We start from the raw sequence: 23,782 nt of genomic DNA, 5'->3' as shown, positions 1-23,782 counted from the left end.
CTGGAGACTACAAGCGGGTTACGGGGGATTCTCGCGGGATTCGTCTGTTGAATCGGTCAGCGGTGGCCGAAAAATGCGGTGGAACTCGGTTCGAGGCTGGCTTACGCCAGTTCTTCGATGTTCTCGACGACCTTGTCGGCGAACTCGCTGGTGGCGAGCTTCGTGCCGCCCTCGATCTGGCGCTCGAGGTCGTACGTGACGAAGCCCTCGGAGATCGCCTTCTCGACGGCGTCGCGGATGAGCTGACCGGCGTCCTTCCAGCCCATGTACTCGAACATCTCGCGGCCGGAGAGGATCATCGCGGTCGGGTTGACCTTGTCCTCGCCAGCGTACTTCGGGGCGGAGCCGTGGACCGGCTCTGCGAGACAGCGGGTCTCACCGTAGTTCGCACCGGGGGCGATGCCGAGGCCACCGATCTGGGCGCCGGCGGCGTCGGACATGTAGTCGCCGTTGAGGTTCATCGTCGCGATGACGTCGTAGTCGTCGGTGCGGGTCAGGAGCTGCTGGAGCATGTTGTCGGCGATGCGGTCCTTGACGACCAGCGTGCCCTCGGGGGCCTCGCCGTCGTACTCCTCCCACAGCTCGTCCTCGGTGATGACGTCCTCGCCGTACTCCTCTTCTGCGACCTCGTAGCCCCAGTCACGGAAGGCACCCTCGGTGAACTTCATGATGTTGCCCTTGTGGACGAGGGTGACGGAGGGGCGCTCGTTCTCGATGGCGTAGTCGATGGCCTCGCGGACGAGGCGCTTCGTCCCGAACTCGGTGATGGGCTTGACGCCGATGCCGACCGGACCGTCGTGGATGACGCCCGTCGCGCCCATCTCGTCCTCGACGAACTCCTTGACCTGCTGGACCTCGTCGGTACCGGCTTCCCACTCGATGCCGGCGTAGACGTCTTCCGTGTTCTCACGGAACGTGACCATGTCCATCTTCTCGGGTTCCTTGACCGGCGACGGGACGCCGTCGAGGTGGTAGGTCGGTCGGACGTTCGCGTAGAGGTCGAGCTTCTGGCGAAGCGCGACGTTCAGGCTGCGGAAGCCAGCGCCGACAGGGGTCGTGAGCGGGCCCTTGATTGCGACCTTGAACTGCTTGATCGCTTCGACGGTGTCCTCGGGCAGGTTCTCGTCGTATTTCTCGCGGGCGGACGAGCCGGCGTAGAGGCGCATCCATTCGATGTTACGACCAGTCGCCTCGGCGGCGGCGTCAAGGACCTTCTGGGCGGCAGGTCCGACGTCCGTTCCGATTCCGTCCCCGTGGATGATGGGGATGATGGGGTTCTCCGGGACGACGAGTTCGTTGTCGTCACCGACCGTAATCTGCTCCCCCGCTTCGGGGACGTCGATCTTGTCGTAGTCGTAGCTCATGTCGTCTAGAGCGTCGGAGGTTGCGCCTAAAAGGGCTGCCATTTGCGTGCGAGCGCAAGTTTTGCGGCGTTTGAGCGTGTTTCGTGCTGACGTGTAACAAACTCTGAACGGTGGTGTAGTTGCCAGCCAGCGGTCGGTCTCGAAACGCCCCACACCCTCCCCAGCTGACTCGCTCTGTTTCGCTTCGCGCGCTTTCGACAGTACCCCTCGCTGGCGGTCGGTTCACTGGCCGCGCGCCACGGCGGCAAGTCGACCAGCAACCACCAACCGCCAGCACTTATACTCGCTCGCCCGGCAGGGACGGGTATGCACGTCATCGTCCACGGTGGTGCGGGCGCGAACCCGGACGACCCGGAGACACGACAGGGAGTGCTCGACGAGGCAGCCGCTGCGGGGTCCGACGCCGAGACGCCCCTGGACGCGGTCGAACAGGCCATCCACGTCCTCGAATCGTCGCCGCGGTTCAACGCGGGCTTCGGTGGGGCGGTCCAGTCCGACGGCGTGGTCCGGACCGACGCGGGCGTCATGACCGACGACCTGGAGACGGGTGCAGCCTGCTCGATGCCGGGTGTCGAACACGCGGTCAGCGTCGCCCGGGCCGTCATGGAGGAGACGCCGCACATCTGCGTCTCCGCCGAGAACGCGGTCGACCTCGCCGAGGATTTCGGTATCGAGACCGGGGTCGACCTCCTGAGCGAGCGCAACCAGGAGCGCTGGGCCGAGGAGGACGTCCCCGAGGGCGGCCCGAAGGAACACCTCGCCTACCTCGAAGAGCGGTTCGGGACGACCGACCCCGACGGCAACCCGGCCGAGATGGACCACGACGCCGACGAGGAGACCTCGTCGAGCAGTGATCTGTTAGATCACGATACGGTCGGCGCAGTCGCCTCCGACGGCGATTCCTTCGCCGCGGCGACCTCCACCGGCGGGCGCTGGCTCGCGCTCGCGGGGCGCGTGGGCGACGTCCCACAGGTGGGCAACGGGTTCTACTGCGCCCCCGCGGGTGGTGCCTCGGCCACCGGGGCCGGCGAGGACATCGCCCGGGTGACGCTCTCCCGGCGCGCGGTCCGCCACCTCGAATCGGGACACTCGGCCCAGGCCGCGGCCGACCTCGCGATTTCGGAGTTCGGCGAACTCACCGGGTCGAGCGCGGGCATCATCGTCCTCGACCGGGACGGGAACGCGGGCAGCGCGTTCAACTCCGACGCGATGCAGATCGCCGTGTCGCGCTGAGCACTACGACTGGTCGGTCGCTCCACTCCCGATGTTCGGGAGTCGAATCGAGACCCGCGTCTTCGGTTTCGTCTCCACGTCGATTCTGCCATCGAGGTTCGCCACGATCCAGTGAACGAGGAAGAGTCCGAGGCCGTCGCCGTGTTCCAGCGGGGTCTCGTTGCCGTCCGTGAGGACGCGCTGTTCGCCGGGCGGGAGGCCGGGGCCCGAATCGCTGACGGCGACCGTCGTCTCGTCCTGTTCGGTCGCGACGGCGACCTCGACGCCCGGGCCGTCACCGCCGTATCTGGCCGCGTTGTCGACCAGTTCGACGATGGCGTCTTCGAGGTTCGGGGCCGCGAGGGCGACGACCTCGGCCGGTGCGGAGACCGCGATGTCGACGGCGGGACACTGCTCGCGGACCGTCGCGACGGCCGTGTCGACGAGCGGAACGACGTTCGTCGGCCGCGCAACCGGTATGGACCGGGTCAGCTGGTCGGATTTTTTGGCCTTCTCGCTGAGCGTGAGCAACTCGGTTGCGGTCGATTCGATGACCGCGGCCAGGGATGCCGCCTCGCCGGTGGTCAGTTGTTGCAGGATTTCGGCGTAGCCGTGGATGACGTTGAGGTCGTTCCGGAGGTTGTGCCGCAGGACGCGATTGAGGACGCCGATCATCCGGTCCCGGTTCGCGAGCTCGCGTTCGTGGTGTGAGCGCTCGAGCACCTGGCCGAGTATCTGGGCCGCGAACTCGACGAATATCTTCTCCGCTTCGCTGAAGGACTCCTCCCTGGCGTCGTTCGCGACGAAACAGAGCGTGCCGAAGGGGTGGCCGAGCACGTCGATGCGCGTCCCGAGATAGGTGTCGAGACCGTGCTTCTCGTACGCGCGGTCGTCGGCCCATCCCTGTGCTCCCGCGTCGTGGAGGGCGACCGGCGTCTCCTGTTTGACCGTGTGCCTGCAGTAGGAGTCCTCTAGCGCCGCCGTGAGACCATCTGGATAGGGACCGTCGGGGCCGTCGGTGGTTCCGACGACCTCCCAGCGGTTCTCACCCTGGTCGATGTCTGCAATGTGCCCGTGTTCGACGTCGAGATACCGGGACCCGATTTCGAGAACGCGCGAGAGTAGCTGTGTTCGCGGCAGGTTCTGTTGCATCAGGGCGTACAACTGCTGGCGTGCGGCCTCGTCGGACAGCGAATTGGTGTCGGGTGTCATGCGTGCTGGTGGGGGATCGGTCCGGTGGTGGTTTCGGGGGCCGCCTATGACTGGTGTTGACGTGGCACAGCCAATATGTTGTCGCTCAGGAGTTACTGTTTCCTCGACCGAGCGGGTTCAGGAACTGCAGTAGCGCACGAATCCGGCTTGAGGTCGGCTGGACGGGCGCGGGCAGGGGCTCGCCGTGCCTGTTAGCTTTTCTCTCGACGCGACGTAGTATCTGCGTGGAATCAGTCCTCCCGCTGCTCTCGCTGTTGACCTACGTCGCCATCGTCCTCGGTGCCGGCCCAGCGGTCGCGCTGACGTTCCTGCTGGCGCGCTGGGTCGACTTCGAGCGCGCCCTGACCGTCGTCGTCGGCCTCCCGGTGCTGGGCGCGGTCCTCGGCGCGCTGGTCCTCGGCGGCCCGGTTGCCGGCCTTGTCGTGGCGGGAACCGCACTGACGCTGGTCATCGTCCCGCTGCTGGTCGGGGTCGCCCTGGTTTCGACGCGTGCCGATGGTGACACCACGGTCGCGCTCCGCCGCGTCGCCCTCGCGTGGCCTGTGGCCCTGCTGGTCAGTGCGGCGATCTTCTTCCTCCCCGGGGGTGTGACCCGCTACAACGTGACGTTCCTCGACTGGCTCGTCGGCCTGCTTGCTATCGGTTTCGTCGTCGCTATCGTGCTCCTCGGACCGGGCATCATCGGCGTGCTGTCGTTCCGGCGGCGTGGCACCCGATAGCACGAAATTTACGACGACTGTCGAACTGCATATTTATTGTCGTCGAACACCTCAGTTCTACTATGCTCGAACAGAGCCAGCACAGCGACACACGACGCTGCCCGGAATGTGAGGAAGAGACCGTGAACGTCCAGGGCGTCGACGCCTGCCCGGTGTGTGCGTGGGTCGACGAGAAGCGCTGAGAAGCTACCGGTCCTCCTGGACGGCCGGGGTCCACGAGTTCTGGTCCACCTCGTGGACTGCCGCGCGCGCCTGTTCCATCAGGCGTTCCTGCATGTTGACCACCGTCTCGTCGGCCGACGGGCGGCACTGTTCGTAGGTCCCATCTGCGTGCATCTTCCAGCGCTTGCGGTTGTCCGCGCTGTTGAGCTGGAGGATGGACCACAGTTCGTTCTGCAGGTCCGTGTTCTCGACGGGCGTGACCGCCTCGATGCGGTTGTCGAGGTTGCGCGTCATCCAGTCGGCCGACCCGATGTAGAAGCCGGGGTCGTCATTCTCGAAGTACCAGATGCGAGAATGTTCGAGGAACCGCCCGACGACGCTGTACACGTCGATGTTCTCGCTCACGCCGTCGAGGCCCGGCCGGAGCCGGCAGATGTCCCGGACGTAGAGTTCGATGTCGACGCCCGCGATGGACGCCTCGTACAGCTCCCTGACGATGCCGGGGTCCTCCAGCCGGTTCATCTTCGCGACGATGCGCCCCTCGCCGCCCTCGCGGGCGACCGCCGCCTCGTGGCGTATCATCGCCTCGAAGTCATCGCGCATGTTCCCGGGCGCGATGAGCAACTCGCGGTACTGGTCGTGCATCGAGTGGCCGGTGAAGAAGTTGAAGAGCTTCACGAGGTCCTGCCCGATGTCCTTGTTCGCGGTGAGCAGGCCGATGTCGACGTACGTCTTCGCCGTCTCGGAGTGGTAGTTCCCGGTTCCGACGTGGGAGTACAGTTCGACGTCGTCGCCCTCCTCGCGGACCACGAGCGTCGTCTTGGTGTGGGTCTTGTAGCCGGGCGTCCCGTACGCGACGTGAATCCCTTCCTCTTCGAGTTTCTTCACCCACCGCAGGTTGTTCTCCTCGTCGAAGCGCGCCTTCAACTCGACCATCACCGCGACCTGCTTGCCGTTGCGGGCCGCTTCGATGAGGCTCTGGATGACGTTCGAGTCGCGCGACGTGCGGTAGATGGCCGCCTTGATGGCCAGCACGTCGGGGTCGTGGGCCGCGTCGTCGATGAACGTGTGGACCGTCTTCGAGAACGAGTGGTACGGGTGGTGGACCAGCATGTCCCGCTGCTGGATAGTGTCGAAGATGTCCCGGTCTTCCTCCTCCATCCGGGCCTCCAGCAGCCGCGGGTGGGGCTGTGGCGTCCACGAATCGAGTTTGAGGTCGGGCCGGTCGAGATCGGTCAGTCCCATCAGGTCGCGGTAGTCGAGCGGGCCCTCCCGTTCGAATATCTCCCGTTCGGTCACGTCCAGGTGTTCTTTCAGTAGCTCCCGCACGCGGTCGGGGGTGTCGGTCTCCAGTTCGAGGCGCACCACGGTCGCGAACCGGCGCTCGCGCAGGACCTCCTCTATCATGTCGATGAGGTCCTCTGCGACCTCCTCGTTCCGCCTGACCTCGGCGTTCCGGGTGACCCGGAACATCGAATGGTCGAGCACCTCGACGTCGGGGAACAGCAGGTCGAGGTTCGCCGCGATGATGCCCTCGATGGGCACGTAGGTGTGACTGTCGCCGACCTGGACGAGCCGCGGTCGGTTCCCGGGAATCTTGATGCGCGAGAACTTCGGCTCGGCGTCCGGGCTCTTCCGGGTCAACACGGCGAGCGAGAGCGAGAGGTTCGAGATGAACGGGAACGGGTGGGCCGGGTCGAACGTCAGCGGGGTCAGGGTCGGGAGCACGGAGCGCTCGAAGTACTCCCGAAGGTTCTGCTGTTCGTGGAGCTCGAGGTCGTCGTGGTCGACGATGTAGATGCCCTGGTCCGCGAGCGCCGGTCTGATCTGCTCGCGGTAACAGCGTGCCTGTGTCTCGAACATCGGGCGCGTCTCCTGCATGATCTCCTCCCACTGCGCTTCGGGCGTGCGACCGTCGGGCGTGGTGTCGGTCACGTCGACCGCCATCTGCTGTTTCAGGCCGCCGACGCGCTTCATGAAGAACTCGTCGAGGTTCGAGGTGAAGATGGAGAGGAACTTCACCCGTTCGAGGAGGGGATTTCGCTCGTCGAGCGCCTCGTGCAGGACCCGCCGCTGGAAGGCGAGTTCGCTGAGCTCGCGGTTGAGGTAGTACTCGGGGGCGTCGAGGTCGTAGTCGTGGTCCACGACTGATTCGACCGGTGGGGAGTCGTCTGCCATCGGTTCTTACGCTACCTTGCGGCCGGGCGGGGTAACGATTTTCGACGACTTGCGTCCCTTCCCCTCGCGGTCGAGCGGGACGGCGATGAACTCGTCAGCCCAGTAGTCGTACGCGGTCAGCTCCCCGCCGTAGACGCAGCCGGTGTCGAGGCCGACGGCCCACTCGCGGTGGACGGGCGATTCGAGGACGGTGTGACCGAAGAACACCTTCGGTGCGCTGTCGTACTCCTCGAACCAGAACGGCCGGTCGTAGCTCCCTCCGGGTGCGAGCGAGCGCATGTTCTGGACGTCGTCGACGCTGTGGTCGGCCAGGGGCTTGCGGGGGTCAATGCCGCCGTGGACGACGAGCGCCTCGTCGAATGAGATGGCGACCGGCATCGACGCGATGTACTCCATGTCGACCGCGCTCAGTTCGTCGAGCGTCTTCTCCCCGCGGATGAGCTTCTCCTCGTTGTTCCCGCGGACCGACAGCATGTTGGGCGACTCGCGGACGAGCTGGACGACGCCGCGACTGTCGGGGCCCTTGCGGACGAGGTCGCCGACGAAGACGACGAGGTCGTCGTCGCTCGGGTCGATCTCCTGCAGGAGACGCTGCAGCGCCTCGAAGCAGCCGTGAACGTCTCCGACGACGTAGATGTCGTCCCAGTCGTCCGCGTCGACGGTTCGATGCCAGGCGGCCTCTGTGTCCGAGAAGGATGGTTCTGGTGCGCTCATCGTGGTGACTTACGTGAGAGAGGTCCTCACCGGCATAAACAGTTTCTAAGTGAACTATCTATTCCAATATATGACAGCTTTTCCGCGTCCACCGAACGCAACCTCTTTTTCGCCGGTGAGCAAATCACGTGACATGAGCGAGACCGAGGTCGACCTGGACGCAGAGAAGTACGAGAAACACCGAGAGGCCGGCCGCATCCTCGCGGAGGTACGGGACGAGGCCGCGGAGATGGTCGAGGTCGGCACGAGCCACCTCGAGGTCGCGGAGTGGGCGGAAGAGCGAATCCGCGAACTCGGCGGGCAGCCGGCGTTCCCCGTCAACATCTCCATCGACGAGGAAGCCGCCCACGCGACGCCGAGCATCGACGACGACTCCGTCTTCGGCGAGGAGATGGTCAACCTCGACATCGGCGTCTGCATCGACGGCTGGTTGGCCGACACCGCCGTCACGGTCGACCTCTCGGGCAACCCGGAGCTCGCGGAGGCGTCCGAGGAGGCGCTGGACGCGGCCCTGGACGTGGTCGAGGCCGGCGTCGACACCGGCACCATCGGCGCGGAGATAGAGGACGTCATCAAGGGCTACGGCTTCAACCCGGTCGTGAACCTCTCCGGCCACGGGCTCGGCCACTGGGAGCAACACACCGACCCGAACATCCCGAACCGCGCCGTCTCACAGGGCACGACCCTCGAGGTCGGCGATGTGGTCGCCATCGAGCCGTTCGCGACCAACGGGAGCGGGAAGGTCTCCGAGGGAGGCGACGAGGAGATCTTCGCGCTCGAGCGCGAGGCCTCGGTCCGGGACCGCAACGCCCGGCAGGCGCTCGAACAGATCACCGAGGAGTTCAAGACGCTCCCGTTCGCGACCCGCTGGCTCGACATCGCCCGTCCCGAGATGGCGCTGCGTCGGCTCAAGATGAACGACATCGTCCACGGCTACCCGGTGCTCAAAGAGGACGATGGCAAGCTCGTCAGTCAGAAAGAACACACCGTCATCGTCACTGAAGACGGCTGTGAAGTGACCACCCGGTCACGATAACCGCGCCCACCCGCAAACGAATATCCCCGAGTCTTCCTTTCCCTGTTCGTCTGTCGATACGTGTCGAACCCTGCTGTCGACCCCTTACGCGTTGTTCATGCGCTGGCTCGCCCGCTCCCCACACCGCTGGCATTCCGTCACCCGGTATGGTTCGCGCGAGAACTGGGAGTTCTCCTTCTTCGTGCTCTCGGTAACCAGCTGCACCGACACGCTGTGGAGCGTGTCCGTACCGCAGCTGTCGCAGTGTTCGTTCCGCCCGTTGAGTGAGTTGTCAGTCGTCGCCATCCACTTGGCCAGATGAGGTATAGTAGCATAAAAAGAATCGACCGTTTATACGGTTGAACAGACCATTCCTGACAACCAATAGTGATTATCGGATATTGTGCCGATATCAGCAGTTTCAAAACGTCTCGGTGGCGAATGAGGGGTGCTTGTAATCGGGATGTTGCCTCTTGAAACCGGGATAGCAGTCCTTTCGTACCAGAAAACCGAGGGGTGCTGTGACGGGGGATTGAAATCACCAGCCCTCCGAGTGCAGGTATGGAACAGGTGTTCGCACCGTGGCGAATCGAGTGGGTGGAGCGCGACGACAAGAACGAGGACATCGAGGGCTGTGTGTTCTGCGAGCTCCCGACGAGAGACGACGACAGGCAGTACCGCATCGTCGCCAGAAGCGCCCACGCCTTCGTCATGCTCAACAACTACCCCTACAACCCGGGGCACGCCATGGTCATCCCACACGACCACACCGGTGACTACGGTGACCTCGACGAGGAGACCCTGCTCGACCACGCCAGACTGAAACAGCGAACCCTCTCTGCGCTCGAGGATGCCATGGGTGCAGACGGCTTCAATGCCGGCTTGAACCTGGGTGGTGGGGCGGCAGGCGGCTCTATCGACGACCATCTCCACACGCACGTCGTTCCCCGTTGGAACGGTGACACGAACTTCATGCCGGTCGTCTCGGACACGAAGGTCATCGTCGAGGCGCTGGAGGACACCTACGACCGGCTGCACGAGGCGTTCGCGGCCCAGGACGGCGCGACAGAGGTCGGTTCTGACACCGCAGTTCGCTTCGACTGAGTTGTCGGTTCACCCGGTCGTGCGGCTGGTGCGCGCGCCCTGCCCGGGCCAGACCGATTCTGCGCGCCCCGGCGAGCCCACAATCGACAATTTTGGTTTAGGGGAACCGAAAATAATTTTCTAAGATGGTAAGCGTTATGTCGCCGCCCCCGCGAGTATCGAACAGAGACATGGCGCTGCTGGAGAATCTGGTCCTGGTGTTCGTCGCGGGACTCATCACCGCACTGGCCACGGGCCTCGGCGCGCTGCCGTTCTTCGTCATCGACGAGATCAGCGACCGCTGGAACGTGGTGCTGTGGGGGCTCGCCTCGGGCATCATGGTGTCGGCGTCGGTGTTCGGCCTCATCTTCGAGGGGGTGGCGAGCGGCACCCTCCTCGCGGTCGGCATCGGGATGCTCGCCGGCGTGGTGCTGGTCGTCGTCGCACACGAGATCATCGAGGAGTACGAACCGGAGCCCGGCGCGTACGCCGAGGCGGACTTCAAGAAGCTCCTGCTCATCCTCGGTATCCTCACCGTCCACTCCTTCCCGGAAGGCGTCGCCGTCGGCGTCTCCTTCGCCGAGTTGAACCTGCCGGGACTCCAGGACGGTATCTCGTTCCTCGGCTTCGGCGTGCCCATCGTCGCGGTGTTCATCACGGTCGCCATCGCCATCCACAACGTCCCGGAAGGCGTGGCCATCTCCATCCCGCTGCGGGCGATGGACGTGAGCGAGCCCAAGATGGTCTGGTGGGCCGTCTTCTCCAGCCTGCCACAGCCCATCGGTGCGGTCATCGCCTTCGGTTTCGTCAGGTATGCCCGGGAGTTCCTCCCATACGGCTACGGGTTCGCCGCGGGCGCGATGATCTTCCTCGTCGCCACCGAGTTCATCCCGGAGGCGCTGGAACTCGGCGAGCGCATGGAGGGTGGTGGTCGGCTGGAACTCGTCTCCGGCGTCGCGCTCGGCTTCGCCGTGATGATTCCACTCGCGTTCATCTGAGCGGGACTGCTGTCAGACGGCTCCACAGCGACCGCGCGACGGTGTGTCGTCGTCGAGGGACCCCGTGACAGCAGCCCCGCTGCGGAAACGCGACAAGCCCTTTTACTCCCCCGTCGTATCCCGACACGAATGGCACGCGGCAGTAGCATCAGGCGGGTCGGCGCTATCATCGTTGTCGCGAACGTCCTGCTTGCGGCGGTGAAGGGGCTCGTCTACTGGCAGACGGGCAGCCTCGCCGTCGGCTCCGAGGCGGTCAACAGCCTCGCGGACTCCGCGTACAGCCTCATCGTCTTCCTCGGGTTGTACCTCACCACGCAGCCGCCGGACTTCGAGCATCCCCACGGCCACGAGCGCATCGAGCCGTTCGTCTCGCTGTTCGTCGCCGTCGGCGTGTTCGCGGCCGGCGGGTTCGTCTTCTGGCAGTCCGCGACCACGCTACTGGCCGGTGAGTTCGTCGTCCGCTACTCCACGTCCGCGGTCGTCGTCCTCGTCGCGTCGGGCGTGGTGAAACTCGGCCTCTATCGCTACTGCCTCCAGATGGGCGACGACTACAACTCCCCGGCGCTGGTCGCAACCGCCCTCGACAACCGGAACGACGTGCTCACCGCCGGAGCCGCCCTCGTCGGGGTCGTCGGCTCCGGCCTGGGCTTCCCGGTGCTCGACCCGCTCGCGGCCGGCGTCGTCTCGCTCGCCATCGTCTGGACCGGTGTGGAGATCGTCCGCGACAACGTGAACTACCTCGTCGGTGCCGCGCCGCCGGAGGACCTCCGCGCCGAGATCGTCTCGCGAGCGCTCTCCCACCCGGAGGTCCACGGCGTCCACGACGTGGTCGCCCACTACGTCGGCCCCGAGATAGACGTCTCGTTGCACATCGAGGTCGAGGGCGACCACACGCTGTTCGAGGCGCACGACATCGAGTCGGACGTGGTCCAGTCCATCCGCGATATCGAAGAGGTCGACGACGTGTTCGTCCACGTGGACCCGAAGGAACTCGGCGAGTGGAAAGACGACTGGGCGACGGAGGAACTGTTACGGAAGGACGGCGGCGACTGAGTCAGACCGGGTCGCCGAACGCGTAGACGGTGTTCTGTCCCGTCACCTCGAGGTCGACGAAGTCACCGGGTTCGAGGCCGTGCTCGGAGGCGTTCTGGACGATTATCTGGCGGTAGGCCGCGTCGCGACACTTCACCGAGTCGGCCGTCCCCTCCTGGACGACCAGCACGTCCTCCATCGTCTCGCCGACCATCGCCTCGTAGGCGTCGCCGACGACCGCCATCTTCAGTTCGGACATCTCCTTCGAGCGCTCCTTCTTCAGCGTGCCGCCGAGCCCCTTCATGTCGGCGGCGTCGGTGCCGGGACGCTTGGAGAACCGGGTGACGTTGATCTTCTCGGGCCGAGTCTCGCGCAGGAGGGCGAGGCTCTGCTGGTGGTCCTCGTCCGTCTCGGTCGGGAACCCGACGATGAAGTCGGTGCTCAGGGTCCAGTAGTCGAGCGTGTCGTCGAACGCCTCGACGACCTCGACGTACTCCGAGACCTGATGCTGGCGGCGCATGTCCCCCAACACGTCGTTCGAACCGGACTGGACGGGCGCGTGCAGGAAGTTGTAGAGTTCGTCGTGCTTCGCGAACACCGCGGCGAGTTCGTCGCGGATGCCGTGGACGCCCTTCGGGTTCGCCATGCCGACGCGCACGCGGAACTCACCCTCGATCTCGGTGCAGATGCGGTCGAGCAGCGTGTGGAGCTTGCGCTCGCCCTGCTCCCAGCCGTAGACGCCGGTGTCCTGGCCGGTGATACGAATCTCCTTCGCGCCCGCGTGGACCAGTGCGCGGGCCTTCTCGAGGTTCTCCTCGATGGGTGGGCTGTCTATCTTCCCGGTCGCGTGCTTGGTGATGCAGTACGAGCAGTCGCTCATGCAGCCCCGCGCGATGGGAAGGATGCCGACGACGCCGTCGAGCACCGGTTCGACGCCGGGGCCGGGCGTCGGGCATTCCCCGTTGGTGACGGCCTGGGGCACGTCGTCCCAGTGGAGGATCTGGGCGTCGATGTTCTCTTCTGCGAACTCCTCGCCCTGGGCGAGCGCCATGCAGCCGGTGACGATGAGGTCGGCCGTCTCGGCTTCGAGTTCTTTGGCCCGGCGGAGCATGTTGCGCTCCGTCTTCTCGACGACGGTACAGCTGTTCATGATGGCGACGTCTGCCGTCTCGGGACCGTCGACGCGGTAGTGGCCGGCGTCCCTGAGCGCCGACTCTATCTGGCGGCTCTCCCCGCGATTGGAGGTGCAGCCGTACGTTTCGATGTGATACCGGGCCATGCTATCGGTCCTTACCCGTGCGCGGGCAAAAGCGCCACGAAACCGAGTCGGACTGGTGTCACCATCATGGCACCACCCCCTGCCGCGATTCGTATGCCTCGTGTGATACTATCTCGCAGGCGGCATCTGGGGCCAGCCGACGGATTCACTGAAAGTGGCCTCTCTGCCGGTTTCGGGGCTGCTGTCCGGGGGCCGTGTCCGGTGGTTCCCCGACGGTGATGTATAATTCCGGTGCCACTTGAAGCGGGGGAATTATTAGGATGGCTAGATGATACCCGCCCGAATGCGTTCGAAAAAACAGACGATGCTCGTTCTCACCGTCACCGCCCTGCTCGTGGCAAGCGCCATGGGCAGCGTGGTGACCGTGGGAGCGACCCCCGCTGGTGAGGACCCGGCCCCCGCCGTCGGCTCCCTCGCCCAAGACGATTCGCTCGAACCGGCAGATGAGATATACGTCAAAGAGAACGGTGACGCCGTCCTCGTCTACGACACCGGGAGTCAGAGCCCCTCCACCTCCACCACCGGACACTACGGGGTCGACCTCTCCCAGGGGCTGATGCACATCCTCGTCGAGGACCAGACCCCGACGCAGCGCAACGTGACGGGCGACGCGACGTTCGTCCTTCAGCCGGAGTCGTTCTCCGGTGACGGCTCGCTCGAGATGCCCACACCCGACTCCGTCGAAGACCTGACCTTCGACGCGTCGGTCACCCAGACCACGGACAACGCGAAGGCGTCGGCCTCCTTCGACGGGACGTTCTCCAGCCAGGACGGGACCGTCGGCCAGTCCACCTCGATGGTCGAATCGCTCTCCACCGAGGGGACGATGAAGACCACCGCGAGCACGTTCACCACGAGCGGGTCGGTCGACGTCGCCTTCGAGCAAAAGCCCGGCTCCCTCGCGAACCAGCACCACGAGTTCACGCTGAAAGAGACCAGCGGTGGCTACACCCTGACCGCCGCCCAGAACTACAAGGTCGGCCAGTATTCGGCCGACGCCTGGAGCACGCGTGCAGATGCGAAACAGCAACTCGAATCCCAGTTCAGTGCCCTCACCCGGCAGCTCGACGGTGAGGTGTCGGTCAGCGTCGACTCCTACTCGTTCGACTCCTCGACCAACCGCATCGACATCGCGTACACGGTCCAGTTCACCGGTGTGGACGAGGCCATCTCGACGCAGCTCGCGACCGCGCTGGCGTCCTCCCAGCAGCTCGACCTCTCCGAGAGCGAGGCCGACGACCTCGCCCAGCGCATCCAGCAGCTCGAGGTGACGAAGGTGTCCGCGACGGTCGACGTGACCGACACGAACGCGAAGGCGTCGTGGGACGTCCAGCTCGACGAGTACGACGAGCCCGTCAAGGCGATGTTCGACCTCGCGGCCGCCTCCGAGATGCAGGACGAGGACGCCGAGGCGCTCGAACAGGCCAAGGCCGCGTTCGAGGCCCAGCAGGCGGCCGACCTCCAGCAGACGGTCACCTGGAACGGGAAGCTGACCTCGCCCGACGAGAACTCCGTACGCGTCCAGTTCGACACCGAGTACACGACGAAGAACTGGGGCGCGTACACCTCGGAGATGGAGTCCCGCACCGACACCTCCTTCGGCACGATGTCGCTCGAGGCCCACGCCGAGACGAACGACGGGCAGCTCGAGACGACGATGTCCGCCGAGGTGAAACAGCAGGACTTCCTCGACAGCGCCGTCGACAGCGCCGTCAAGTCGCTGCAGGGCAGCCAGACCGACCCGCAGGTCAAGCGGCTGCTCGAGGCGTTCCAGCAGTCCGGCTTCGAGAAGGCCAAGATGGACGTCTCGATGAACGACGGGAACGTCTCGATGGAGGCAGGTGCCTCGTTCGACAACCTCTCTGCGTTCGAGGACGCGATGGCCGAGCAGTACGGCGACCTCAACGTCGTGAGCGCCTACGGCACCGCCGGCAGCGACGGGAAGACTTACGTGCGCCTGAAGGGGGCCGTCTCCGAGGGTGCGAGCGAGTCCGACGTCCGGTCGCTGGCGGTCGTGGACAGCGAGACGACGGTCCACATGCCCGGTGACTGGAACCCCGACGAGACCACCTTCCCCGAGATGGACCACGACGAGGTCCGGAACTACATCGGCGCCGACAACGACGGCGGTGGCCTGCTCGGTGGCATGCCCGGCTTCGGCGTCGGTACTGCCATCGTGGCGGTCCTCGGCCTGAGCCTGGTCGCGCTTCGAGTGCGCGACTGAGCCGGCCGACGTCGGCTCGACCGCCCACCGCGAACCGCTCTCAATTCTCTCGACGTCGATACGGTGGACAGCGAGTTCTACCTGCCGAAATGATAGTAATATTTCTGTTAGGTTCTTCCTCATAGAGTGAGGGGTCATGCGCCGAACCCCGGGTTAGGGGGTTACTGTCTCCGTGTTAATTACTGCAGACTCACCGTGCTGGAGACTCCCAAATAGTGTCAGATTATACGAGAGTCTTATCCAATCCAGCGTCCAAGGTCACTCGTAATGCCTTCCAACACACAGACAGCGCTCGTCGTCGCTGTCACACTCATGCTCGTCACGAGCGCGGGCGTCGCGGGGGCGGCGTTCCCCGGCGCGACGAGCGCCGACATGCACGACGCGTCGGTCAAGGCGGCCGACGAGATATTCGTTTTCGAGAACGGTGATGCCGTGCTCGTCTACTACGGCGAACACGAGGATACGACCACGTCCGGGCACGCGGCGCTCGACGTGTCCAAGGGACTCGCGGCCATCTTCCTGACGGGTGAGGCAGACCCAGAGATGACCGGCGACGCGACCATCACGCTCGACCCCGACATGTTCGACGCGCAGGGGGCGGTTTCGATGCCGACGCCGGAGTCGCTGACCGACCTGACGCTCGACGTCAGCGCGGTGACCGACGAGACCCAGAGCACCGGGTCGCTCGCCATCGACGCGACGTTCAAGAGCGACGCGGAGACCACCGACGAACTCCCCGTGACCGCGACCGACGAGATCGTCGCGACTGAGGGTGTCGTGACCATCGGGTCCTCGCTGTCGATGCAGGGCTACGTGTTCATGGGCACGCTCCCCGAGGTGGCGGATGAGGACGCCGACACGCCCGAGGCCGAGGCGTTCGAGGGTGACGCGTACGAGCTCACCCTGACCGAGGAGGGCGACGGCTTCGTCCTGCTCGGCTACCAGTCGACCGTCGTGAGCGAGTTCGCGACCGACAGCTGGGAGACCAGTGAAGCCGCCGAGCAGACGCTGCTGGAGACGTTCAGTGGCGTCGCGGAGATGCTCGAAGGTGAGGCGACCGTCACCATCGACGAACACGAGTTCGACGCCGAGACGAGCCGCCTGACCATGACCTACACGGTCACCTTCACGGGTGTCGAGGAGGCGCTGTCGAAGCTGCTCGCCGACACCATGGCGTCCAACCAGGACGTCGAACTCACCGACGAGCAGCGCGAACTCGTCGCCGAACGCATCAGCGCCGCCACGCTGACCGAGATGACGGTCATCATGGAGAAGACGGAGTCCATGACCGCGTTTGCCTGGAACGTCCAGCTCGACGGGATAGACGAACTCATGACGGCCAACCTCGACATCGCGACCCTCGCCGGCAAGGACGAGGCGCTCGTCGAGATGGGCCGCGAGAAACTCGAAGCCAAGCAGGCGTCGGACCTGACGATGACGCTCAACTGGCGTGGCCTGCTGTCGTCCGTCGAGGCCGACGAGCCGACGAACCGGCTCCAGCTCGAGGCGGGATTCGACCACGAGAACTGGGAGTCGTTCGTCACCGAACTCGACGCCCGTGACATCGACGTTCCGACGTCCAGCGCCGAGATAACCGCCAGCACCGAGGACGGCGTCCTCTCGACCGACATGGCCGTGACGGTGAGCCAGAGCGGCCTCGTCGACATGGTCCTCGCCGAAGCGATGAAGCAGGGTGCCACGGACGACATGGACCCGCACTCGGCGAAGATACTCGAGGCGATCCAGCAAGGTGACCTCGAGACGGCCAAGCTGACGGTGAACATGCAAGAGGGCACGGTCACCATCCAGGCGGCCGCGAAGTTCGCCGACCTCACGAAACTCGGTGAACTCGTCGACGAGCAGTTCGATGGGCTCCACGTCCAGAAGCTCTACAGCGAACTCGAGGCCGGCGAGACCACGACCTACGTCAAGGTGACGGGTGCCACGATGGCGGGCCCGACCATCGACGAGGTACAGCTCCTGCCCGAGGTCGGTGTGGACACGGTCGTCCACATGCCCGGTGACTGGGACCCCGCGACCACGGAGTTCCCCGAGATAGATGAGACCCAGGTCGGTGCCTTCCTCGAACTCGAGGAAGCCGCACCTGACCAGGAGCCGATGGGGGCCGGTGAGGAACAGCCCGAGCCCATCGCGGCCGGTATCTCCGGAAGCGCCATCGGCGTGGGCGCGGTCGCACTCCTCGGTGCGGCCCTGCTCGCTCGCAGAGTCCGGGGCTGACCCCGCGAACCGACCCGGTTTTTTCGACGTTACTCCGCGTTCTCGACGTAGTCTTCGACGATAGCGACGCCGCTCGATGCGCCGATGCGGACCGCGCCGGCGTCGAACATGGCCTTCGCGTCAGCCCACGAGCCGACGCCACCGCTGGCCTTCACGGGCAGGTACTCGCTCATGAGTTCGACGTCCTCGACGAGCGCACCACCGTCGGCGAACCCGGTCGAGGTCTTGACCATCTCCGCGTCCGCGTCCTTCGCGGCCCGGCAGGCGGCGTGTTTCTCCTCGTCGGTGAGGAGTGCGGTCTCGATGATGACCTTCACCGGGATGGGGACCGCGGCCACGAGGTCGGCGAGTTCCTCGCGGACAGCCTCGGTGTCGCCCGCCTTCAGCCGACCGATGTTGATGACCACGTCGAGTTCGTCGGCACCTTCGTCCCACGCCCGGACGCCCTCCTCGCGCTTCACCGCCGGGGCGTGCTGCCCGTGCGGGAAGCCGACGACGGTCGCCAGCGTCACGTCCGGGGCGTACTCGGCGGCCTCGGCGACGTAACACGGCGGGATACAGGCGTTCATCCCGTACTCGGCGGCCTCGGCGAGGACACCTCGCACGTCGTCGAGGGTCGTCTCCGGGCCGAGGACGGTGTGGTCGATGCTGGCGGCGAGTTCCTGACGGTTCATGGCCCGGTGTTCTCGGGCCGGGGTGAAATACGGCGTGTTCTGCCGCGGTACGCGTTCGGCCGGTGCCGGGGCGGGGCTGTCGGGCACTTTTTGTTCGCTCCGGATAGAGTTGTAGGTATGAGTTCCCCTACCGTCCACCCCGACGTGGCCGAGACGGCCGACGACATCGCGACCATGGAGATTCGCGGGGCGGCGACCATCGCCGATGCTGCCGCGGGTGCGCTCGCGACGCAGGCCAGAGAGAGCGACGCGGACACGCCGGACGCCCTCCGGGCGGAACTGCGAGAGGCCGCGAGAGTCCTCTACGAGACCCGACCGACCGCGGTCAGCCTGCCCAACGCCCTCCGGTTCGTGATGGCCGATATCGAGGGCGACACGCTCGAGGAACTCCGACAGTCGGTCCTCGACAGCGCCTCGTCGTTCCAGCGGGACCTCGACGACGCCCAGGACCGACTGGGAGAGATCGGGGCGAACCGCCTGCGAGACGGCGATACGGTGATGACGCACTGTCACTCGACCGACGCGCTCTCCTGCGTGAAAGCCGCCCTCGACCAGGGCAAGCACATCGAGGCCATCGTCAAGGAGACCCGTCCCCGGAAGCAGGGCCACATCACGGCCCAACAGCTCCGCGAGTGGGACGTCCCGGTCACCCTCATCGTCGACAGCGCGGCCCGGCGCTACCTCAACGACGTGGACCACGTCCTCGTGGGGGCGGACTCCATCGCCGCAGACGGGAGCGTCATCAACAAGATAGGCACCTCCGGGTTGGCGGTGAACGCCCGCGACCGCGGGACGCCCGTGATGGTCGCCGCCCAGACGCTCAAGCTCCACCCGGACACCCTGACGGGCCACACCGTCGAGATAGAGATGCGCGAGGAGACGGAGGTCATCTCCGACGAAGAGCGCGCCGAGATACAGGGCGACCCCGACGGCTTCGACGTGGTGAACCCGGCGTTCGACGTGACGCCGCCCCGGTACGTCGACGCAATCGTCACGGAACGTGGACAGTTCCCGCCCGAGAGTGTCGTGGTGCTGATGCGTGACCTGTTCGGTTCAGAGACCAACCGGCCGTGGGAAGCCTGACGGTCCCGGTACCGGAACCTTCTTTCTGTTCGCCCCCACGATATCGGACATGTTACCTGTAGGGGCAGAACTCCCTCCACTCGTCTATCTTGTGCCGCTGGTGCTGGCATTCCTGGGGGTTGCCGCGCTGACCTGGGCGGTCCATCCGCCGGTCACCGACTGGACCCCTGTGGCGTTCGCCCCGTGGATGATGACCGGGGCGGTCCTCCACGTCCTCTACCAGCTCGAAGCCTATCCCGAGGCCGTGGCTCCGCTGTTCGGGACCATCACGGTGTATATCACGGTCGCGACGTTCACGGGCCTCGTCTGGATACTGATGACCTTCCTCGCCGCCATCCGGCAGCATTTCCACGTCGACCGGGCCGTCGGCACCGCCGGAACCGGTTTCGCCGCCATGTTCCTCGTGTTCGCGGTCCTTCTGGCCATCAACGCGGGCGACTTCACGCCGTTCTGGTCGGTCATCGGCGTCGTCGTCGCCGGCATCGTGGCGGCGGTCGCCTGGTTGCTCTTCAGCCTGAAGTACACCGAGGTCGCCACACACGTCGGCAAGACCGGGGCGTTCGTCGTCTTCGCACACACCCTCGACGGCATCACGACCGCCATCGGTTTCGACGTGCTCGGGAGCAGCGAACGCGTCGCGCTCTCGCGGTACGTCCTCGAAGCCGGTGAGCGGCTCCCGACCGCCGAGTTCATCGGTGCCGGGTGGCTGTTCGTCGTGGTGAAGATCGTCCTCGCGCTGATAATCGTCGCCGCGTTCAAGGAGTTCGTCGACGAGGAGCCGCGCCAGGCCCGGCTGTTGCTCACGTTCGTGGCCGCCGTCGGCTTCGGCCCCGGCATCCACAACCTCGTGTTGTTCGCCGTCTCCGGCCAGGGAGCCGTGACGAGCCTCCCCTTCCTGTCGGTCCTCCCGGTGGTGTTGTAGGATGGTCCGCGTCCTCACCGCGGGGCACGTCAACTGGGACGTGACGTTGCGGGTCGACCGGCTCCCCGAGCCAGACGGCGAGTCCCGCATCGACTCCCAGCACGCCTCCGGCGGCGGCAGCGCCGCGAACGTCGCGGTCGCGCTCTCCCATCTGGGTGTCGACGCCGAGTTGCTGGGCAGCGTCGGCGACGACGAACACGGGTTGCTCGCTCGGCGCGAACTCGAAGCGGCCGACGTCGACCTCGATTCCCTGCTCGTCGCCGAAGCCGCCGAGACCACCGTCAAGTACCTGCTCGTGGACGAGGCGGGTGAGGTCGCGGTGCTCGGCAACGACGGCGCGAACGAGGCCGTCGCACCCGACGACGTGGACCCCGGGGCGGTCCGCGCCGCCGACCACGTCCACCTCACCAGCCAGCGCCCCGATACCGCGGCCCGAATCGCCGAACTCGCCGCTGACGCGGGCGTCACGGTCAGTTTCGACCCGGGACGCCGGCTCGCCGACCGGGACTTCTCGGCCGCGCTCGCGGACTCCGACATCGTCTTCCTCAACGACAAGGAGGCGAAGACCGTCCTGGAGAACGAGTACACCGAGTCCGCGTTCGCGGACCGAACCCTCGTCATCAAGCGCGGAGCAGCGGGCGCGGTCGTCCACACCCCCGACGCGAGCTACGAGCACCCCGGCTTCGGCATCGACCCGGTCGACACAACCGGCGCGGGCGACGCCTTCGCCGCCGGCTTCCTCTCGGCGCTCTTGACCACCGACGACTACGAGCGGGCGCTAGAGCGCGGCAACGCCTGCGGGGCCATCACCGCCGCAGAAGAGGGGGCGCGGGCTGCCCCGACGACCGAGGAAGTCGAGGCGTTCCTGGACGAGCAGTTCTAGGCGGGCCGTTCTGACGTGGCGTTCACGGTCGGGCCAGCGGGTGTTCGCGTTCTACCAGCCCGCCCAGTCGACGTACAGGTAGACGAAGGCGACGACCGCACCAGCGGCACCGAACGAGAGCGCGGTGTCAAGCGGCATCGGGGTCGAGGACACGGTCCCGTACCTGCCACCGTATCCGACGACGCCGAACAGGGAAAGTGCGATTCCGAACGCGAGCGCCGAGACGACCGCTGTCTGGAGTGTATGCTCGCCATCTGCCATCGAATCGCATCGTTCCTGTCGGGTAAACACAATTTCGGGGGAACGGGTCGCACTGGAGACAGGCGTGTTCGGCCCCCGACCCGATGACTTTTCTCGATATCGTCCTACGGCTCTGGTATGCCCGCGGTCGACACGCTGCTCGTCTGTGCCCTCGCCGGCCTCGTCGGCGCGCTCGCGATGGACCTCCCGATGTTCCTCATGCCGGAGGGGTTCACGCCAGCCTACGTCGCGGCGTCGAAGCTCCTCCGAAAACCCATCGACGACGTGTCGCAGGTGGCCGCGCAGGCCGTCCACCACGTCACGGGCGTCCTCGGCGGAGCCGGTCTCGGCGTCGCCATCCTCGTCCTCGAACCACGCCTCGGGCTCTGGTCGACCGTCATCCTCGCCACCACGGTGCTGACCGTGTTCATCATCAACGTCTTCGGCTTCCTGGTGCTCCCCCGTGCCGGGTTCGACGCGGACCGGCGCGAAGCAGTGTTCCAGCAGTGGCTGTTCTCCGCGGTGGTCTACGGCGTCGTCGTCGCCGCGGTGACGCTGTCGTTGCTGCCGGTGTGAGTCCGTCGCGTGCCTGCCGGAGAACGGTCCTTTTTTGCTGTGCTTGCGCGAATCCGGCTATATGACACAACCGCATCTCCTCGTGGACGAGGGCGACGTGAACGATATCGCGCTGATTCCGGGCGACCCGGGTCGCGTCGACCGCATCGCCGGCCACTGTGACGACAGCGAGGTCGTCGCCGAGAACCGCGAGTACAAGCTCGTCAACGCCACCTACGAGGGCGTCGACCTGACCATCTGCTCGACCGGTATCGGCTGCCCGTCCGCCGCCATCGCCGTCGAGGAACTCGCGAACGTCGGCGTCGAGACGTTCATCCGCGTCGGCACGACCGGCGCGCTGCAGGAGGACGTCGAGATCGGCGACATGATCGTCGCGACCGGCGCGGCCAAGAACGAGGGCACCTCGAAGCGCTACGAGGCCGTCGAGTACCCCGCCGTCCCGGACTTCGACGTGATGAACGCGCTCGTCGCCGGGGCCGAGGCCAACGACGAGGACATCCACGTCGGGCCCATCGCCTCCGACGACGCCTATTATGCAGAAACCGACGAGTACGTGAAAGACTGGAACGACGCCGGCATCCTCAGCGTCGAGATGGAGGCCGCGACCGTGTTCACGCTGGCCCGCCGGAAGGGTCTGGCTGCCGGGGCCATCTGCACCGTCGACGGGAACCTCGTGCTGGGCACGCAGAAGGGAACCGACACCGAGGACGACGAACTGCCGGAGAAGGCGAAGAACAACGTCGGGCGCGCCATCGACATCTCGCTGGAAGCGGTTCGCGACCTGGCTGAATAGACCGGGTTTCGGTCGTTTCGACTGTTCTCGTTTTCGTGACTGTCGTGTCTCGTCCTGAGTGCTGAGTTCGATGCTTCTGGTAGTTTCTCTTCTGGTAGTTTCTCTTCTGGTAGTTTCTCTATCTCTGCTGCTGGCGGCGACGAGCATGTGACTCGCGCCGATGGCAGTGGAGACCGCACCCGCGCCGCACAGCACCGCGTCCACACCCTCCCCAGCCGACTGTGGTGCTCGGCTGCGCCTGCGCTCCTCGTCCCTCGCACGATGCCGACTCGCGGCCTCGCTCACGGCTTCGCCGTTCGCATCGAGGCACTTCGTGCCTCGCACGGCACGCTCGCCAGCGCGCGCCAGACGGTGTCGGTCACCGCGGCGTCAACCAGCAATCAGAGTCACCTGCTCGCCGTCACGAACACTGGCGCGATAACCTGTTATCGACCCGACTCACACGTCCAGGTCCGTGTACGCCCCGAGCTTCAGCGACCAGTCGTAGTCGGAATACGCCAGTTTCGGAGTGGCATCTGCCGGCACCACGTCGTACTGCCGCAGGAACGCCAGAATGCCCGGCTTCCCGCCGAAGTCGCCGCGGTACCACGAGAACAGCTTGGGCACCCGGACCACGCCGCTCGCCTCGTCGTAGTCACACTCACTGTGCAGATACGACGCGGTCACCCGGTCGAGTTCCTCGTCGATGCCCGATGTCGTGTATTCGGCCACTGGCGGGCACGACGCGGCCCCGCAGTTCAGCGCGAAGTGGATGCGTGGGTCCGGCTCCTCGACCCGGTGCATCTTCTCGAACGAGTCGGTGCGCAACCGGGGGACGTAGCCGAACCCCCAGGTCGTCTTCGAGCGCCGGAGGAAGCCGTGTTCGATGTCGTCGAGGCTCAACTCGTGGTCGGCGACGGTGACGAGGGCGTCCCTGAAGATGGGGCGGGTCGGGAGGAGACCCGCTTTCTCCCACAGCGAGGGGTCTTCCCGGAGCAGGGCCTGCGCGAAGCCGTTGTAGACGTTCAGCCAGAACGCCCGCTTCGCGTCGTCGTCGGTCACGCGCTGGCGGAGGACCCGCCGGTCCAGCGTCGCCAGGTCACGGCGGTACGCCTCGGCGTCCCCGCCCGTCTTGCCGGCCCGCACGAACCGCCCCGCGAGCTCGACGGGGTCCGGGACCTCTCGGGTACTCATGCACCACC

At 65.9% G+C, this 23,782-nt stretch carries 22 protein-coding genes; 13 read left to right on the top strand and 9 right to left on the bottom strand.

The features are described 5' to 3' along the window. Positions 1-101: 101 nt before the first annotated feature. Complete coding sequence (gene icd, locus ACSC1S_RS13585) at positions 102-1,364, bottom strand: isocitrate dehydrogenase (NADP(+)) (protein ID WP_435364793.1); 1,263 nt, start codon at positions 1,362-1,364, stop codon at positions 102-104. Between the two features lie 306 nt (positions 1,365-1,670). On the opposite strand from icd, the gene ACSC1S_RS13580 reads away from it, so the two are divergent. Further along, entirely contained in the window at positions 1,671-2,597 is a 927-nt protein-coding gene (locus ACSC1S_RS13580) for an isoaspartyl peptidase/L-asparaginase (RefSeq protein ID WP_435364792.1), read from the top strand. Between the two features lie 3 nt (positions 2,598-2,600). Here the strand turns inward: ACSC1S_RS13580 and ACSC1S_RS13575 are convergent, their stop codons facing one another. Then, on the bottom strand, positions 2,601-3,788 hold the full coding sequence (locus ACSC1S_RS13575) for a GAF domain-containing sensor histidine kinase (protein WP_435364791.1): 1,188 nt from the start codon (positions 3,786-3,788) through the stop codon (positions 2,601-2,603). 224 nt (positions 3,789-4,012) lie between these two features. On the opposite strand from ACSC1S_RS13575, the gene ACSC1S_RS13570 reads away from it, so the two are divergent. Then, entirely contained in the window at positions 4,013-4,507 is a 495-nt protein-coding gene (locus ACSC1S_RS13570) for a hypothetical protein (RefSeq protein ID WP_435364790.1), read from the top strand. 186 nt (positions 4,508-4,693) lie between these two features. Here ACSC1S_RS13570 and ppk1 read toward each other — a convergent pair whose 3' ends face one another. After that, on the bottom strand, positions 4,694-6,847 hold the full coding sequence (ppk1, locus tag ACSC1S_RS13565) for a polyphosphate kinase 1 (RefSeq protein ID WP_435364789.1): 2,154 nt from the start codon (positions 6,845-6,847) through the stop codon (positions 4,694-4,696). A gap of 6 nt (positions 6,848-6,853) precedes the next feature. After that, positions 6,854-7,561, bottom strand: a complete 708-nt coding sequence (locus ACSC1S_RS13560) for a metallophosphoesterase family protein (protein ID WP_435364788.1) — start codon at positions 7,559-7,561, stop codon at positions 6,854-6,856. 133 nt (positions 7,562-7,694) lie between these two features. Here ACSC1S_RS13560 and map point away from each other — a divergent pair, with 133 nt between their 5' ends. After that, on the top strand, positions 7,695-8,597 hold the full coding sequence (gene map, locus ACSC1S_RS13555; RefSeq protein ID WP_435364787.1) for a type II methionyl aminopeptidase: 903 nt from the start codon (positions 7,695-7,697) through the stop codon (positions 8,595-8,597). A gap of 84 nt (positions 8,598-8,681) precedes the next feature. Here map and ACSC1S_RS13550 read toward each other — a convergent pair whose 3' ends face one another. Then, positions 8,682-8,882 carry a DUF7835 family putative zinc beta-ribbon protein gene (locus ACSC1S_RS13550; protein WP_261652360.1) on the bottom strand — a complete coding sequence of 67 codons (201 nt, stop codon included), beginning with the start codon at positions 8,880-8,882 and terminating at the stop codon, positions 8,682-8,684. 255 nt (positions 8,883-9,137) lie between these two features. Between ACSC1S_RS13550 and ACSC1S_RS13545 the strand changes: the two genes are divergently transcribed. The 3 genes from ACSC1S_RS13545 (at position 9,138) to ACSC1S_RS13535 (ending at position 11,710) form a co-directional block, all read left to right on the top strand. Beyond that, on the top strand, positions 9,138-9,680 hold the full coding sequence (locus ACSC1S_RS13545; RefSeq protein ID WP_435364786.1) for an HIT family protein: 543 nt from the start codon (positions 9,138-9,140) through the stop codon (positions 9,678-9,680). 170 nt (positions 9,681-9,850) lie between these two features. Continuing rightward, a complete protein-coding gene (locus ACSC1S_RS13540; protein ID WP_435319373.1) occupies positions 9,851-10,657 on the top strand; it encodes a ZIP family metal transporter in 807 nt (268 codons plus the stop codon). A gap of 129 nt (positions 10,658-10,786) precedes the next feature. After that, the gene (locus tag ACSC1S_RS13535) at positions 10,787-11,710 is read left to right on the top strand and encodes a cation diffusion facilitator family transporter (protein WP_435364785.1); all 924 of its coding nucleotides are present in this window, start codon (positions 10,787-10,789) and stop codon (positions 11,708-11,710) included. A gap of 1 nt (position 11,711) precedes the next feature. On the opposite strand, the gene ACSC1S_RS13530 is transcribed toward ACSC1S_RS13535, so the two are convergent. Then, a complete protein-coding gene (locus tag ACSC1S_RS13530; RefSeq protein WP_435364784.1) occupies positions 11,712-12,968 on the bottom strand; it encodes a tRNA (N(6)-L-threonylcarbamoyladenosine(37)-C(2))-methylthiotransferase in 1,257 nt (418 codons plus the stop codon). A 283-nt stretch (positions 12,969-13,251) separates the two neighbouring features. Here ACSC1S_RS13530 and ACSC1S_RS13525 point away from each other — a divergent pair, with 283 nt between their 5' ends. Beyond that, positions 13,252-15,192: a hypothetical protein gene (locus tag ACSC1S_RS13525; RefSeq protein ID WP_435364783.1), complete on the top strand. Its 1,941-nt coding sequence runs from the start codon at positions 13,252-13,254 to the stop codon at positions 15,190-15,192. Positions 15,193-15,459: 267 nt separating this feature from the next. Continuing rightward, entirely contained in the window at positions 15,460-17,430 is a 1,971-nt protein-coding gene (locus tag ACSC1S_RS13520) for a hypothetical protein (RefSeq protein WP_435364782.1), read from the top strand. Between the two features lie 29 nt (positions 17,431-17,459). Here ACSC1S_RS13520 and deoC read toward each other — a convergent pair whose 3' ends face one another. Beyond that, positions 17,460-18,104, bottom strand: coding sequence for a deoxyribose-phosphate aldolase (deoC, locus tag ACSC1S_RS13515; RefSeq protein ID WP_435364781.1), 645 nt, complete (start codon positions 18,102-18,104; stop codon positions 17,460-17,462). Positions 18,105-18,221: 117 nt separating this feature from the next. On the opposite strand from deoC, the gene ACSC1S_RS13510 reads away from it, so the two are divergent. From ACSC1S_RS13510 to ACSC1S_RS13500, 3 genes are read left to right on the top strand one after another with little or no spacing between them, the layout of a single operon-like run. Then, complete coding sequence (locus tag ACSC1S_RS13510; protein ID WP_435364780.1) at positions 18,222-19,187, top strand: ribose 1,5-bisphosphate isomerase; 966 nt, start codon at positions 18,222-18,224, stop codon at positions 19,185-19,187. A 49-nt stretch (positions 19,188-19,236) separates the two neighbouring features. Then, a complete protein-coding gene (locus ACSC1S_RS13505) occupies positions 19,237-20,109 on the top strand; it encodes a DUF63 family protein (protein ID WP_435319366.1) in 873 nt (290 codons plus the stop codon). Position 20,110: 1 nt separating this feature from the next. Further along, positions 20,111-20,992 carry an ATP-dependent ribose-1-phosphate kinase gene (locus tag ACSC1S_RS13500; RefSeq protein WP_435364779.1) on the top strand — a complete coding sequence of 294 codons (882 nt, stop codon included), beginning with the start codon at positions 20,111-20,113 and terminating at the stop codon, positions 20,990-20,992. 51 nt (positions 20,993-21,043) lie between these two features. Here the strand turns inward: ACSC1S_RS13500 and ACSC1S_RS13495 are convergent, their stop codons facing one another. Continuing rightward, a complete protein-coding gene (locus ACSC1S_RS13495; protein ID WP_435364778.1) occupies positions 21,044-21,253 on the bottom strand; it encodes a hypothetical protein in 210 nt (69 codons plus the stop codon). Between the two features lie 117 nt (positions 21,254-21,370). Here ACSC1S_RS13495 and ACSC1S_RS13490 point away from each other — a divergent pair, with 117 nt between their 5' ends. Together ACSC1S_RS13490 and ACSC1S_RS13485 are read left to right on the top strand one after the other, a co-directional pair. Then, positions 21,371-21,808, top strand: coding sequence for a hypothetical protein (locus ACSC1S_RS13490; protein WP_435364777.1), 438 nt, complete (start codon positions 21,371-21,373; stop codon positions 21,806-21,808). A gap of 61 nt (positions 21,809-21,869) precedes the next feature. After that, complete coding sequence (locus tag ACSC1S_RS13485; protein WP_435319362.1) at positions 21,870-22,601, top strand: guanosine phosphorylase; 732 nt, start codon at positions 21,870-21,872, stop codon at positions 22,599-22,601. Positions 22,602-23,039: 438 nt separating this feature from the next. Here the strand turns inward: ACSC1S_RS13485 and ACSC1S_RS13480 are convergent, their stop codons facing one another. After that, a complete protein-coding gene (locus ACSC1S_RS13480) occupies positions 23,040-23,774 on the bottom strand; it encodes a DUF547 domain-containing protein (RefSeq protein WP_435364776.1) in 735 nt (244 codons plus the stop codon). Positions 23,775-23,782: the final 8 nt, after the last annotated feature.

Source organism: Haloarchaeobius pelagicus (genome assembly GCF_051207375.1).
Classification (GTDB): Archaea; Halobacteriota; Halobacteria; order Halobacteriales; family Natrialbaceae; genus Haloarchaeobius.
This window is presented reverse-complemented; position numbering and strand designations above follow the sequence as displayed.